The organism is Kitasatospora sp. NPDC001540 (assembly GCF_042894345.1).
GTDB classification, from domain to species: Bacteria; Actinomycetota; Actinomycetes; order Streptomycetales; family Streptomycetaceae; genus Kitasatospora; species Kitasatospora phosalacinea_C.
The window spans coordinates 260,875-274,894 of sequence record NZ_JBIAVO010000002.1 but is presented as its reverse complement, the minus strand read 5'-3'; the positions used below and the strand labels follow the sequence as shown (position 1 = coordinate 274,894).

Below are 14,020 nucleotides of genomic sequence, written 5' to 3'. Positions count from 1 at the left end.
CCGACGCCCGCCCGGCAGCGCTGCCGGGCGGGCGTCCGGCGTTCCCGGAGGGCCTGGGCCGGGCAGGGCCCGACCGCGCGGGGTGAGGCGGACCCGGGCAGGGCCTAACCGCGCGGGGTGAGGCGGACCCGGACCGGGCCGCCGAGTTCCAGGGTGATGCCCTGGCCCAGCGGGACGTCGGTGTCGACCGCGGTGACCTCGAACGCGCGGAGCAGCGCGGCCAGCGCGAGCACCGACTCCAGCATCGAGAAGTGCTGGCCGATGCAGGCGCGCGGGCCGCCGCCGAACGGGAACCAGGCGTAGCGGTGCCGGGCGGCCTCGCGCTCGGGGGTGAAGCGGTCGGGGTCGAAGCGCTCCGGGTCCTCCCAGTGGCCGGGGTGGCGGTGGGTGACGTAGGGGGCGACCAGCACGTCCGCCCCGGCCGGGACGGGGACGCCGGCGATCACGGTGTCCGCGACGGCGCGCCGCCCGACCGCGGGCGCGGCCGGGTAGAGCCGCATGGCCTCCTTCAGCACCCGGGTCAGGTACGGGAGTTCGGCGTAGTCGGCGGCGGTGGGTCGGCGGCCGTCGGCGAGCAGGTCGGCGACCTCGCGGTGGGCGAGGGCCTGCTGTTCGGGGTGCTTGCCGAGCAGGTGGAGGGCGAAGACCAGCGAGGTGGCGGTGGTCTCGTGCCCGGCCAGCAGGAAGATCAGCACCTGTTCGCGCAGCTCGGTGGCGTCCAGTTGCTCGCCGTCCTCGCCGCGGGCGTCGGCGAGCAGGCCGAGCAGGTCGTCGGAGCCGCCCTCCCCCTGGGCGGCGCGGCGGGCGATGATGCCGTCGCACACCTCGTAGAGGGTGCGTTCGGCGGCGAGGGCCTTGCGGTGGCCGGGCAGCGGCCACCGGCGGGGCAGTCGCAGCGGGGAGAAGGCGCGGTCGCGGACGAAGCCGTTGAGGACCGGGAAGGCGTGGTGGACGGTCTCGACGGCCTCCTCGACGTCCTGGCCGAACAGGATCCGGGAGACGGTGCGCAGCGCGAAGCGGTTCATCTCCCCGGCGAGGTCGACGGTGGCGTCGGGGGCGGCGGCCCAGCGGGCGACCAGGGCCTCGGTCTCGGCGCCGATCGCGTCGGCGTACCGGTCGACCCGCTTGCGGGTGAACAGCGGTTGGACGAGGCGGCGCTGGCGCAGGTAGTCGGCGTCCTGGGAGGTGAGCAGACCGTTGCCGAAGCTCTCCCGGATCTCGCCGTAGAAGACGTTGTCCTTGCGGAAGTTGGCGGCGTCGGTGGCGAGCACCTGCTGGACGGCCTCGGGCGAGAAGACCATCCAGATCTCGGCGCGCAGGCCGGGCGGGCCGGCCTGGATGCGGACCACGTCGCCGTGGTCGCGGTGGGCGGCCAGGTAGGTGGCGAGCGGGTCGCGCTTGAGGTCGAGCAGCGAGCCGATCAGCGGCAGGCCGGGCGGGCCGGGCACGCGGGTGGCGGTCAAGGGATCCCCTCCGTCGGTGGGCGAACCCCCTTCCGTGGGAGGTCCGCTGAAACCGCGTCAGTATCCCCCGGCGGGTGGTGGGGCGCGAGGGTGCCCCGGTCCGGGACGGGGCGGGCTTGAGGCATTGCACATGCAACCCTTAAGTTCACCTTAAGGTCGCTTGTGCGATGAGACAGCAGTCTTGAGCCCCGCAGCTGCGGCACTATGATCACCTGATCGCACCCTCACCTCCTCGCCCGCCACGCCCACACGACCAGGGGAAACCATCCATGCGCAGCGTCAGACGCCTCCTCGCCGCCTCCGCCGTCCTCGCCCTCGGGGTCGGCCTGACCGCGTGCACCAGCTCCGGCGGCGGCTCCGCCTCGGTCAACCCGGCCCAGACCCGGCCCGAGGTCAAGGGCACCGTGACGGTGTTCGCGGCGGCCTCGCTGAAGGAGTCCTTCACCGAGCTCGGCAAGCGCTTCGAGGCCGCCTACCCGGGCACCACGGTGACCTTCAACTTCGGCGGCTCCTCCGCGCTCGCCCAGAGCATCGTCTCCGGCGCCCCGGCCGACGTGTTCGCCGCGGCCAGCCCGGCCACCATGAAGACCGTCACCGACGCCAAGCTGACCGGCGGCGACCCGACGGTGTTCGTCCGCAACACCCTGGAGATCGCCGTCGCCAAGGGCAACCCGAAGCACATCGGCGGCCTGCAGGACCTCAAGGGCGTCAAGACCGCGCTGTGCGCCAAGGAGGTGCCGTGCGGCGCCGCCGCCGTCACCGCGCTCAAGGCCGCGGGCGTGGAGCTCACCCCCGCCACCTACGAGCAGGACGTCAAGGGCGCCCTGACCAAGGTCGAACTGGGCGAGGTCGACGCGTCGCTGGTGTACCAGACGGACGTGAAGGCCGACTCAGGCAAGATCGAGGGCGTGAACTTCCCCGAGGCCGCACAGGCCGTCAACGACTACCAGGTCGTCTCGCTGGGCAAGGCGTCCAACGCCAACGGCGCGGCCGCGTTCCTCGGCTACCTCGGCTCCGCGGACGCCCGCCGGGTGTTCACCGACGCCGGCTTCCAGGCGCCGTGACGGGCCCGGACACCCCCCGCACCACCCCCGCACCGCACCCCCGGGGCCGGCGGCGGCCCCGGGGGGCCGGGCGGGCCCCGGCCGCGCTGCTGCTGCCCGCGCTGCTCGGCCTCGCCTTCCTGGTGCTGCCGCTGCTGGGGCTGCTGGTCCGCGCCCCGTGGCGCTCGCTGCCCGCGCTGCTGACCGGCCCCGAGGTGTGGCAGGCGCTCAAGCTCTCGCTGCTCTCCGCGACCCTGGCCACCGGCGTCTCGCTGCTGCTGGGCGTCCCGCTGGCCTGGCTGCTGGCCCGCACCGAGTTCCCCGGACGGCGCCTGGTGCGCGCCCTGGTCACCCTGCCGCTGGTGCTGCCCCCGGTGGTCGGCGGCGTGGCGCTGCTGCTGGTGCTCGGCCGCAACGGCGTCCTGGGCCGCTGGCTGGACGCCTGGACCGGCGTCACCCTCCCCTTCACCACCACCGGCGTGGTGGTCGCCGAGGCCTTCGTCGCGATGCCGTTCCTGGTGATCAGCGTGGAGGGCGCGCTGCGCGCCGCCGACCCGCGCTACGAGGAGGCCGCCGCCACCCTGGGCGCCTCCCGGCTGACCGCGTTCCGCCGGGTCACCCTGCCGCTGGTCGCCCCGGGCATCGGGGCGGGCGCGGTGCTGGCCTGGGCCCGGGCGCTGGGCGAGTTCGGCGCGACCATCACCTTCGCCGGGAACTTCCCCGGCCGCACCCAGACCATGCCGCTGGCCGTCTACCTCGCCATGGAGTCCGACCCCGAGGCGGCGATCGCGCTCAGCCTGGTCCTGCTCACCGTCTCCGTCGCCGTCCTCGCCGGGCTGCGCGACCGTTGGATGTCGACCCCGTGAAGCCTTCCGAAGCCGCCCCCGCCCCCGACGCCCGTCCCGCCCTGGACGCCCGGCTGACCGTCTCCCGCGGCGCGTTCACCCTGGACGTCCCGCTGAGCGCCGAACCCGGCGAGGTGCTCGCCCTGCTCGGCCCGAACGGCGCGGGCAAGTCCACCGCGCTGCGCGCCCTGGCCGGGCTGCTGCCGCTCACCGACGGGTACCTGCGGCTGGACGGCGCGCCGCTGGACTCCCCCGCGGACGGCCTGTTCCGGCCCGCCGAGCGGCGGCCGATCGGCGTGGTCTTCCAGGACTACCTGCTCTTCCCGCACCTGTCCGCCCTCGACAACGTCGCCTTCGGCCTGCGCACCCGCGGCCTGCGCCGGGCCGCCGCCCGGGCCGCGGCGCTGCCCTGGCTGGAGCGGATGGGCCTGGCCGAGCACGCCGGACGCCGCCCCGCGCAGCTCTCCGGCGGCCAGGCCCAGCGCGTCGCCCTGGCCCGCGCCCTGGCCGTCCGCCCCCGCCTGCTGCTGCTGGACGAGCCGCTGGCCGCCCTGGACGCCCGCACCCGGCTCGACGTCCGGGCCGAACTGCGGCGCCGCCTCGCCGAGTTCGAGGCCGTCGCGGTGCTGGTCACGCACGACCCGCTGGACGCCATGGTGCTCGCCGACCGCCTCGTCGTCGTCGAGGGCGGCCGGGTCGTCCAGAGCGGTCGCCCCGCCGAGGTCGCCCGGCACCCGCGCACCGACTACATCGCCCGGCTGGTCGGCCTCAACCTCTACCAGGGCACCGCCGACGGCCGCCGCGTCACCCTCCCCGAGGGACAGGTCCTCGCCACCGACGAGGACCTCACCGGCCCGGCCTTCGTCGCCTTCCCGCCCGACGCGGTCACCCTGCACCGCCACCGCCCCGAGACCAGCGCCCGCAACCTCTTCCCCTGCACCGTCGCCGGGCTCGACCTGCACGGCGACCGCTTCCGGGTCGACCTCACCGGCCCGCTCCCGCTCGCCGCCGACCTCACCCCCACCGCCGCCGCCGACCTCGACCTCACCCCCGGCACCCGCGTCTGGGCCGCCGTCAAGGCCACCCAGACCCACGCCTACCCGGCCTGACCCCCACGAGCCCCCGGCCCCGCCCTCGCCGCCCTCGAACGTCGCAGGCAGGCCCTACCCTCTCCCCCATGGACCACCCCCGCCCGCTCCGGGACGCGAACCGCCCGTTCTGGGACGCGGACCACCCCGCCCCGCCGCCGCTGACCGAGTCCGACCGCCTGGCCGCCGAGGAGCTGCTCGGCGTCGCCCTGCCCGCCGCGCTGCTCGACCTGCTGCGCGAGCAGGACGGCGGCCCGGTCGCGGACGGGTGCAGCGCCTTCCCCACCGACCGGCCGACCTCCTGGGCGCCCGACCACGTCCCGTTCGACCTGCTGCACGGCGCGGGCCGCCACCCGCAGGTGCCGTTCTCGCTGCTCGACGGCCCCTACCTGGCCGCCGAGTGGGGCCCGCCGCCCGGCCTGGTGCCGATCAGCGACGACGGCCACCACTGGATCGCGCTCGACCACCGCCGCTGCGGCCCGACCGGCGAGCCCGCCGTCACCTGGTACGACGCCGAGTTCGGCACCGAACTGCCGCTGGCCCCCGACTTCGCCGCCTTCCGGCGCGGCCTCATCTCCCCCGACACCTTCGACGCCGACGCCGAATCCGACACCGGCACCGGCACCGACACCGGCACCGACGAGCCCGCGGCGGGCTGAGCCCCTGGCCCCACCGCCGGTTAATTCGGTGGTGCACGTCGCGAGTTGGGCTAGGGTGGCGGGTGCGGGCGGCTCCGCGGCGTGCTTCCTTCTCCCTTCTCTGCAAAAGAATCCAGCGCGCCCTCTCTCCGCCCGCGTCTTCGTCTTCCGTCGCCCGTGGGGGTCCGCTCCGCATGCCCCGAGCCGTTCCGGTGAAGTTCGACGTGCGCGTCGACCGCGACCTGGGCTCCTTCCTGCTCCGCCGCCGCACCGCCGTCGCGGTCGACCCGGCGGAGCTGCTGCCCGCCGCCGACCCGTGGAGCCTGCGCGGCCTGACCGCGCTGGACGCCGACCTGGCGGCCCGCGGCTACCTGCCGACCGTCGAACTGCGGTCCGCGCTGGCCCGGTTGGCACCGCTGCGGCTGGCCGCGCTGGGCGGCGCGCTGCTCGGCCGACTGGACCACCTGCTGGGCACCGACCGCGAGCACACCCCGCTGTTCCGCCGCTTCCCGGACGCGGTGCCGGAGGTCGCGCAGCTCCACCACAGCCGCCGGATGCGGGCATTCCTGCGCAGCCAGCCGTACCAGCCGTGCGCGCGCTGCGGCCGCCGGGGCGCGGAGGTCGGCATCGGGCTGCTGGCCCCGTGCGCGCACCTGCTCTGCCCGGACTGCCTGGAGGCGCAGGACGGCCCGCCGCGCTGCCCGTCCTGCGGCGTGGTGCTGGCCGCGCAGCCGTTCCTGTACGGCGGCAAGCGCAAGGCGGTGCGCGAGCAGGCCCCGCCGCGCAAGGGGCAGCCGGACCGGGCGGAGCGACCGGGGGCGGTGCTGCGTCCGCTGCGGCTGCTGGAGCAGGACGAACTCTCGGCCGCGATGGACGAGTTGACCGCCCTGCTGACCCGTCGGACGGCGCTGGGCCCGCAGGACCGCGACGACCTGGCCACCCTGCTGGCGCACGCCCCGGCCGACCTGGCGGCGCGGCTGCCCGCGGAGATCCCGGTCCGCGAGACCAAGGCGGTGGCACTGGCCGAACTGCTGCGCCGCGAGGGCGAGTCGGCGCTGCCTGTGCTGGCCGAGCGGCTCACCACCGCGACCGACGTGCTGCGCCTGCTGTGGGCGTACGCGGGCGCGCAGCCGGACCTGCTGCCGGGCACCGCCCGGCGGCTGCGGCTGCGCGGGCTGTCGCGGCCGCTGCGCCGCGGGCTGCTGGGCGCGCTGGAGGCGCTGCCCGCCGCCGCGCTGGCCGAGGACCTCCGGCGGCACCGCGAACCCTGGCTGCGCGTCGGCGAGTCGCTGCACCCGTTCGAGTACCGGCGGCAGTTCCCGTCCACCGCGGCCGCGTTCGCGCTGCTGCGCGGCACCGACCTGGACGGCTTCGGCCCCGGGTTCGCCGAACCGCCCGCACCGCTGCGGGTGGAGCGGGTCGACGGCCGCCGCCGCTTGGCGCACACCGGTTTCGCCTCCCGGGTGGAGACCCTGCTCGCGGTCGGCGACACCTCCGGCGCGCTGACCGAACTCGCGCGCAGGCCGGGCGAGTTGGTGCGCCGCCTGCACCACCTGCTGCGGGTGCACGAGATCATGGAGCCCGGCACGCCGCCGCCCGCCGAGCTGTCGGCGGCGCTGGCCCGGGCGCTGCCCGCGGTCGGACCGGGCCCGCTGCTGGGCGCGTACGGCCGGCTGCGCGGGCCGCGCAGCCGGGGCGAGCGGCGGCTCTACTTCCCGCGCGGGCTGGTCTCGTCGGCGTACGGGCGGGAGGACCACGGCACCGTCGTCCCGGCCCGGTCGAGCGCTCCGGTGGTCGCCGCGATCGAGGCGGAGCTGCTTCGGCGGTCCGCCGCGACGCTGCCGGTGCGGCCCGAAGTCGCGCTGCTGGACGAGGCGTTGACGGGCATGTCGGTGCCGTTCGCGGAGCGTTCGGCGGCCCGCGCGCTGGTGTCGGTGCCGCGCGGCAGCAGGCTGCCGCTGCCGCCGGGCGAGCGGCTGCGGCTGTTCCTGCACTGGATGCAGCCGCAGCACCAGCGCGTCGACCTGGACCTGTCGGTGGCCCTGTACGACGACGGCTGGCGCCACCGCGGGACATGCGACTACACGCAGTTGGTCTTCGGGCGGCGCGCGGCCGTGCACTCGGGCGACTACACCTCGGCGCCGCCTCCGCTGGGCGCCAGCGAGTTCGTCGACCTGGACTTCGCCGCGCTGCGGGCCACCGGACTCCGCTACGCGGTGATGGTCGTGTTCAGCTACAACGACGTCCCCTTCGACCGGCTGCCGGAGGCGTTCACCGGCTTCGCCGCGGTCGACGGGGACGGGGGCGGGGGCGGCGGCGGGGGCGGTCCGCTGTCGGCCCGGGCCGTGCGCCAGCGGATGGATCTGACCGGGAACGCCAAGGTGTCCGTCCCGCTGATCGTCGACCTGGCGGAGCGCCGCTTCACCTGGACCGACCTCAACACCGCGGTCCCCAGCGGCTTCCACAGCGTCGCCCGGCACCGCGACACGATCGCCGCCCTGTGCGGCGACGTGCTCGACCACTTCGCCCCGGACCGGCGCGCCACCCTGTGGGACGTGGCCTGCGCCCGGGCCGCGCACGCCACCGGCGAGGTGCTGGTCCGCGGCCTGGACGGCGCCGTCCTGCGCTGGCGGCGTCAACCGGCCGAGCCGCTCGGCGAGTTCGCCGAGCGGCTGCGCCTGCGGCACGCCCCGGACGGCCCGCCGGCCACCGAGCCGCTGCCCGAACTCCTGTCCGGGCGACGGGCGTTCCTCGCCCTGCTGGACGCCGACCTGCCGGTTCCCCCGGGCGTCCACGGCGAGCTGTACCGCCTGCACCCGGGCCCGCTGGACGCCGCACCGGACGCCCTGCGCCGCCTCACCGCCGCCGACCTGGTCGCCACCCTCGCCCCGACGCCGCGATGACCACGGACCGGTGAACCCCGCGAGCACCGTACGCACCCCCCGGTCCCGTACAGTGGCGGGCGTGCATCACGGCGTCCTGCCGCCTCCCGCTCGCTGAGCGGGCGGCCGGCCACTTCCTGAGCCCGCCCGGGCCGTCCGTCTCCGGACGCCGCCCCGGGCCGGTCGGTGCTGCCCGCTTCCGTGGCCCACCGACCGTCACGGCCCTCCGGGAGTCCATCCGTGTTCTCGTTGCATTCCTCCACCCTGCCCGCGCGGCGGGGCCTGCTGTACGTCGCCCTCGCCGCCACCGCCTGGGGCACCGCCGGGGCGGCGGCCGCGCTGCTGTTCCAGCGCAGCGGCCTGGGCCCGCTCGCGCTGACCTTCTGGCGTTCGGCCGGCGGCGCGGCGGTGCTGCTGGCCCTGCGCCCGTTCACCGGCCGGGCGGTGCGCCCCGCGCGCCCGTCCGTGCCGCGGATCCTGCTCAACGGCCTGGGGCTGACGCTGTTCCAGACCGCGTACTTCCTGGCGGTCCGGCACACCGGGCTGGCGGTCGCCACCGTGGTGACGCTCGGGTCGGCGCCGGTGCTGGTGGCGCTCGGCGGGCGGCTGCTGATGGGTGAGCGGCTGGGCCGGGCCGGGCTGGCCGCGGTGGCCGGGGCGGTGCTCGGCCTGGGCGTGCTGGTGCTCGGCGGCGCCGCTGCGGGCTCCGGCGGCGGGGTCGAACCGGTGGGCCTGGCCTGGGCGTTGGCCTCGGCGGCGGGCTACGCGGCGATCACCGTGGCCACCCGCCACCGGGCCTCGCGCACCGGCAACGCCGACGACCCGGCGACCACCACCCTGTGGTCGTTCGGGGTCTGCGCGGTCTGCCTGTTCCCGTTCGCGCTGGCCGAGGGCCCGCTGCCGTCCACCGGCTCGCTGCCCGCGACGCTGCTGCTGCTCGGCTACCTGGCGACCGTCCCGACCGCGCTCGCCTACGCGCTGTACTTCGCGGGCGCGGCCGTGGTCCGGGCGGCGACGGCCTCCGTGGTGGCGCTGATCGAGCCGCTCAGCGCCACCGCGTTCGCGGCCGCGGTGCTGGACGAGCCGCTGACCCCGGCGGCCCTGCTGGGCACCGCGGTCCTGCTGCTCTCGGTGACGGCCCTGGCCCGCTCCGAACTGCGCGCGGGCTGAGCGCCGACGGCGCGCGGCCGCTTCAGCGCCGGACCACCAGGCCCGGGTCGATCCGCCAGCGCAGCAGCCGCGCGCCGCCACCGTCACCGCCGTCGATCCGGGCGAACTCCCGCCCCGTGCGGTGGTGGTGCGTCGGACGGAAGCCCGGGAGCACGGCGAGGCGGGCGCCGTCCGCGGGGTCCCAGACCTCCAGGCCCTGCGGGGAGGCCGAGAACAGCAGGCCGTCGGCGCTGAAGAACCGGCCCTCGGGTCCACCGAACGCGGCGGTCTCGGCCGCCCACGCGCCGTCGGTCCGCCGGACGTCGAAGACCCGTGCTCCCGGCACGATCTCGTAGTCGTGCTCGCCCAGGCCGCCGACGGCCACCCGGTGGTCGTCGAGCCAGGCCAGCGGCCGGTTCCAGTGGTAGTCGCAGGAGGCCAGGTGCGACTTGGTCGCGCCGTCCTCGGACTCGAACGGGTTCTCGTCCAGCCAACCGGCCAGGCTCCAGGCGGTGACCACCCCGACGGGCGACCAGACCCAGCCGTCGTCCACGACGCGCCGACCGTCCGGACTGACCAGCAGGCCGCCGTGGAAGTAGTCCAGGTCGTGCGGCGGCCGTAGCCGGTCGGAGTCGACGGGGGCGAACGCGCGGGAGGTGAGCGGTTCGCCCGTCCCGGGGTCGGAGACGTCGAGCCTGTTCCACTCGGTCCGGTGCACCAGGACGGTCCGGTCGCGGTGCTGCGCGAAGGCCAGCGAGAACGGGACGGTCTCGGCGCAGTAGTCGCCGCCGTCGAGCGTCATGGTCCTCGTCCCCGTCGACAGGTCGAGGACCTCGCCGTACCGGCCGTGGTCCACGACGACCGCGGCGAACCGGCCGTCGGACGAGGCGTGCAGGCGGCGCGCCGGCCAGTGGTCGGACCACGGTTCGGCGTCCGGCGGAACCCGCACCTCCGTGCGGGCGAGGACGGCCCAGTCGCCGGAGTCCGGCTCCCAGCGCACGATCCGGCCGTCCTCGCACAGGACCAGCCACCCGGCCGTCCCGCCGTCGACCGCGGCGAGGTCCGCGACGGCCCCCCACTCGGCCGGGACCGCCGTGGCCCGCAGCGTCGGGTCGACGGCCGTGGGGCGCTCCCGGACCTCCGGGCTCCCCACCGCGCCCGTCAGGGTGCGCATGCCCGCGGCGAAGCACTCCTCGCAGGCCCGGGCCGTCTCGACGGCCCGCCCGCCCGCCACCGCGTCCCGGCAGCCGTGACACACCCGGTCGGTGGCGGTGCCCACGCCGGTGTAGCGGGTGACGTAGTCGATCGGCCCGGCCGCCGCCCGGATGTGCTCGCACATCGGCGGGCCGTACGCCGGTGCGTCGTGCCCGCAACTCGCTGTCATCTCTTCCCCCCTGACGGTGCGCGGGAGGCCGGGCGCGGCCCCGCGGCAGGCCGCCACTCTAGCCACCCGCCGCCCCCTCCCCGCACCACGCCCGCCCCTCCGGGGTGACGGCCACCGCAGCCCTGGCCGCACCCCTCCCCCACCGGGAGACCCCGACCCCGCCGGGGCCTCCCGGCCCGGGGTCAGGAGGCGGTGCCGGTGACCGTGTTGCCGGACTTGGTGAGGTGGTAGGTGACGGTCGCGCCGGTCCAGAAGTGGAAGGTGAGCGTCACCGGGGCGTCGTCCTTGAGCGACTTGAGGAAGTCGGACTTGACGGTGGTGGTGTCGGCGCCGTAGTCGGCGCGGTAGTTGTCGAAGGACTGGTAGGTGGTCCAGGAGGCCGGACCGGCGGCGCTCCCGTCGGCGTAGGTGGACTCGACGTCGGCCACCAGGGAGCCGTTGAACCGGGTCGGGACGGTCAGGCCGTCGGTGGTGCCGGTGGCGTCGGAGAGCACCGGCCGCTCGTAGGAGCGCACGAAGAGCTTCCACGGGACGCCGTCGGAGTAGCGGACCTCGAGGGTGGCGTTGACCCCGGTGGCGCGGTCACCGGCCAGCCGGGTGAGGGCGGCCGCGGTCAGGGTGAGCTGGTTGCCGCTGAGGGTGTAGTCCCGGGACGGGACCAGCGGGGTGTCGCCCTGCCACACCCCCGTGAAGGAGAGCCCGTTGGGGTTCAGGGTGAGGGTCTGCGCCGGGACGGCGCCGGAGGCCGGCACGAAGACGTTGTCGCTGGAGGCGGTGCCCGAGCGGGTCCGCCAGGAGGCCTGGATCAGCGCCTTCATCTCGGGGACCATCCACTGCATGGTGGAGCGGTTCAGGAAGTCGTTGTAGGCGTCCCAGAGGGCGGTGGTGAAGCCGTTGGCCCGCGCCTCGTAGCTGACGTGCTCGAAGTACTTGAGCATCTCGCCGCGCTCGACCACGCCGGAGTAGGGCGAGGTGAGCAGGCCGACCTCGCCGACGTAGACCGGGATGCCCTTGGCGACGAAGGTGTCGTGCACCCGGGCGAAGCCGTCGTGCAGGTCGGCCTGGGCCGTGGCGTCGTAGGTCGGGCCGTTGGCGATGTTCACGCTGAACGGGTACCAGCTGTAGTAGTGCACGGTGGCGACCAGGTTGCGGTCGCGCAGCGAGCCCATCGTGGTCGCCAGGTCGTCGAGCCAGTGCTGGGCGTTGTTGGTCTCCTCCGAGGGCAGCACGAGCAGGCGGTCCCTGTTCTGCCCGCCGCTGCCCCGGACGATGCGGTGGAAGGAGGTGTTGAGCTCCCGCAGGTACTGGGTCTTCTGGGCGTCGGTCGCGTTGGAGAACTGCGGCTCGTTGATGCTCTCCATCAGCAGCGTGCGCGGCTCGTCCTTGAAGGTGGTGGCGATCTGCTGCCAGGTGGCGTTGAACCGGGCCAGCACGTCGTCGTGGTCGGCGGGCATGTTCGCGATCCACTGCCAGGAGTCGTGGTGGACGTTGATCTCCACGTAGAGGCCGTCCTGCAGGGCCCAGTCGACGACCTGCTTGACCCGCGCCATCCACGCCGGGTCGATGGTGTAGGGGGCGGTGGCGGACTGGTGCGGGTACCAGGAGACGGGGATGCGGACGCTGCGGAAGCCCTGCGCCTTGAGGCCGTCGAAGGTCGCCTTGGTGGTGAGCGGGTTGCCCCAGGAGGTCTCGTCGGGGAGGGCGTCCAGCGTGTTGCCGAGGTTCCAGCTGGGCTGCATCGCGGCGACCGCGGCCATCGGGTCGCCGGGCACCCGCACCGGCCGGTGCCTGTCCTTGGCCGCGGCGTCCGGTGCGGCCGCGGCGTCGGGTGCGGCCGGGGCGGCGACGGCGGTGCCGCCGACGAGGCTGCCCGCGGTGACCAGGGCCGCCACCAGGCCGGTCGTCCACCGGGGGCGGCGGTTGCGCGGGGGTGCGGTCTGCTGTGCGTCGTTCACGGGTCGTCCCTTTCGTGCGGAGTTGACGGTTGCCCCTGACGGGTGGTCAGGGAAGCGGGGTGGCTTCGTAGTCGAAGCGGTCGAAGTGGACCGTCCCGGCCGCGGCGTACATGCCGACGACCCGGCCGGTGAAGCCGCCGGCGACCTCGGTGGACAGGTAGCGGCCGCCGAGCGCGGCGAGCACGGTGAAGCTGCCGTCCGGCTCCTCGATGCCGAAGGAGAGGGTGTCCGGGCCGGTCCGCGAGCCGCGCGGGGGCTCCGGGACGATCTCCACGCCGAGCACCACCGCCCCGGCGGGCACCGGCCGGGAGGCGACCTCGCTGCGCAGCGGGCCGACCCGGGCGAGGACCTTCACCTCGCCGCCGCCCGCCTCGATCTCGTAGTGGTGCTCCTCGTCCAGCCGGACGGCCAGGCCGCCGCGGCCCCCGGCGGGGTCGACCAGGGTGCGGGCCCGGCAGGCGTGGTGCTGCTGGCGGCGGCCGACGAAGACCACGTCGGGCGCGTCGAGGGAGGCGCCGGCGGCGCGCAGGGTCAGCCAGCCGGGGCGCTCGCCGGTGGTGACGAGTTCGGCCGGGCGTCGGCGCACCGAGATCCACTGCGGGTCCAGTGCGGCCCCGTCGAAGTCGTCCCGGGTCGGCACCTCCGGCACGGGGTGCAACGGCCAGGAGGGGGTGGGCAGTTCGAGGGGGACCTCACCGACCACCGGCCAGCCGTCCACCCACTCGACCGGGGCGAGGAAGGTCTCCCGGCCGAGCACGTGCCAGCCGGGGGTGCCGCCGCGCGGCCGCACGGCGAGCAGCACCATCCACCAGGAGCCGTCGGGCGCCTGGACGAGGTCGGCGTGGCCGGTGTTCTGGACGGGGCGGGCGGTGCTGCGGTGGGTCAGGACCGGGTTGTGCGGGCAGGGCTCGAACGGCCCGGACGGGGTGCGGCCGCGGGCGATCGAGACGCCGTGGCCGCGCTCGGTGCCGCCCTCGGCGATCATCAGGTACCACCACCGGCCGATCCGGTACAGGTGCGGGGCCTCGGGGGCGAGGGCGCCGGGGGTGCCGGACCAGAGCCGCTGCGGTTCACCGAGGGTCTCGCCGGTCGCCGGGTCGATCCGGACCTGCGCGATCCCGTTCACGGTGACCCAGCAGGTGCCGTCCTCGTCCCAGGCGAGGTCGGGGTCGATGCCGGGGACGCCGGGCAGGTGGAGCGGGTCGGACCACGGGCCGGCCGGGTCGGTGGCGGTGAGGAGTACGGTGCCGCGGTCGCTGACGTTGGTGACGATCAGGTGGAACCGGCCGTCGTGGTGGCGCAGCGTGGGCGCGAAGACGCCGCCGGAGGAGGGCTGGTCGAGCGGGAGGCGCAGCTGGCTCGGGCGGTCCAGGGCGTTGCCGATCTGCCGCCAGTGGACCAGGTCGCGGCTGTGGAGGACCGGGATGCCGGGGAAGTACTCGAAGCTGGAGCAGACGAGGTAGTAGTCCTCTCCGACGCGGCAGACGCTGGGATCGGGGTGGAAGCCGGGGATCACCGGGTTGGGGACGGTGCCGGTCGGCCGGGGCTGGGCTGACACGCGGTCGGTTCCTTT

Annotated in this window: 10 protein-coding genes; 6 read left to right on the top strand and 4 right to left on the bottom strand. The window is 75.7% G+C overall.

Annotated elements, in window-relative coordinates; genetic code table 11:
• Window positions 1–104: 104 nt before the first annotated feature.
• Window positions 105–1,463: a cytochrome P450 gene (locus ACFY00_RS04170; protein ID WP_388026973.1), complete on the bottom strand. Its 1,359-nt coding sequence runs from the start codon at window positions 1,461–1,463 to the stop codon at window positions 105–107.
• 269 nt (window positions 1,464–1,732) lie between these two features.
• Here ACFY00_RS04170 and modA point away from each other — a divergent pair, with 269 nt between their 5' ends.
• The 6 genes from modA (at window position 1,733) to ACFY00_RS04140 (ending at window position 9,129) form a co-directional block, all read left to right on the top strand.
• A complete protein-coding gene (gene modA / locus ACFY00_RS04165; protein WP_388026970.1) occupies window positions 1,733–2,527 on the top strand; it encodes a molybdate ABC transporter substrate-binding protein in 795 nt (264 codons plus the stop codon).
• The gene (locus ACFY00_RS04160) at window positions 2,524–3,372 is read left to right on the top strand and encodes an ABC transporter permease (protein ID WP_388026968.1); all 849 of its coding nucleotides are present in this window, start codon (window positions 2,524–2,526) and stop codon (window positions 3,370–3,372) included. Before modA ends, ACFY00_RS04160 begins: the two co-directional genes overlap by 4 nt.
• The gene (locus ACFY00_RS04155) at window positions 3,369–4,460 is read left to right on the top strand and encodes an ABC transporter ATP-binding protein (protein WP_388026965.1); all 1,092 of its coding nucleotides are present in this window, start codon (window positions 3,369–3,371) and stop codon (window positions 4,458–4,460) included. Before ACFY00_RS04160 ends, ACFY00_RS04155 begins: the two co-directional genes overlap by 4 nt.
• 68 nt (window positions 4,461–4,528) lie before the next feature.
• Complete coding sequence (locus tag ACFY00_RS04150; RefSeq protein WP_388026963.1) at window positions 4,529–5,098, top strand: SMI1/KNR4 family protein; 570 nt, start codon at window positions 4,529–4,531, stop codon at window positions 5,096–5,098.
• Between the two features lie 173 nt (window positions 5,099–5,271).
• A complete protein-coding gene (locus ACFY00_RS04145) occupies window positions 5,272–7,980 on the top strand; it encodes an MXAN_6230/SCO0854 family RING domain-containing protein (protein ID WP_388026960.1) in 2,709 nt (902 codons plus the stop codon).
• A gap of 219 nt (window positions 7,981–8,199) precedes the next feature.
• Complete coding sequence (locus ACFY00_RS04140; RefSeq protein WP_388026957.1) at window positions 8,200–9,129, top strand: DMT family transporter; 930 nt, start codon at window positions 8,200–8,202, stop codon at window positions 9,127–9,129.
• A 22-nt stretch (window positions 9,130–9,151) separates the two neighbouring features.
• Here ACFY00_RS04140 and ACFY00_RS04135 read toward each other — a convergent pair whose 3' ends face one another.
• The 3 genes from ACFY00_RS04135 to ACFY00_RS04125 all read right to left on the bottom strand — a co-directional run bounded on the left by ACFY00_RS04135 (window position 9,152) and on the right by ACFY00_RS04125 (window position 14,005).
• Window positions 9,152–10,492 carry a hypothetical protein gene (locus ACFY00_RS04135; RefSeq protein ID WP_388026955.1) on the bottom strand — a complete coding sequence of 447 codons (1,341 nt, stop codon included), beginning with the start codon at window positions 10,490–10,492 and terminating at the stop codon, window positions 9,152–9,154.
• Window positions 10,493–10,674: 182 nt separating this feature from the next.
• Window positions 10,675–12,447: a cellulase family glycosylhydrolase gene (locus tag ACFY00_RS04130; RefSeq protein ID WP_388026952.1), complete on the bottom strand. Its 1,773-nt coding sequence runs from the start codon at window positions 12,445–12,447 to the stop codon at window positions 10,675–10,677.
• 46 nt (window positions 12,448–12,493) lie between these two features.
• Window positions 12,494–14,005, bottom strand: a complete 1,512-nt coding sequence (locus tag ACFY00_RS04125) for a glycoside hydrolase family 43 protein (RefSeq protein ID WP_388026944.1) — start codon at window positions 14,003–14,005, stop codon at window positions 12,494–12,496.
• Between the last annotated feature and the right edge of the window lie 15 nt (window positions 14,006–14,020).

Bases quoted from the DNA above. Each gene is read 5' to 3' on its own strand.
- ACFY00_RS04145 (WP_388026960.1), top strand. From the start codon at position 5,272: ATGCCCCGAGCCGTTCCGGTGAAGTTCGACGTGCGCGTCGACCGCGAC.
- modA (WP_388026970.1), top strand. From the start codon at position 1,733: ATGCGCAGCGTCAGACGCCTCCTCGCCGCCTCCGCCGTCCTCGCCCTC.
- ACFY00_RS04150 (WP_388026963.1), top strand. From the start codon at position 4,529: ATGGACCACCCCCGCCCGCTCCGGGACGCGAACCGCCCGTTCTGGGAC.
- ACFY00_RS04135 (WP_388026955.1), bottom strand. From the start codon at position 10,492: ATGACAGCGAGTTGCGGGCACGACGCACCGGCGTACGGCCCGCCGATG.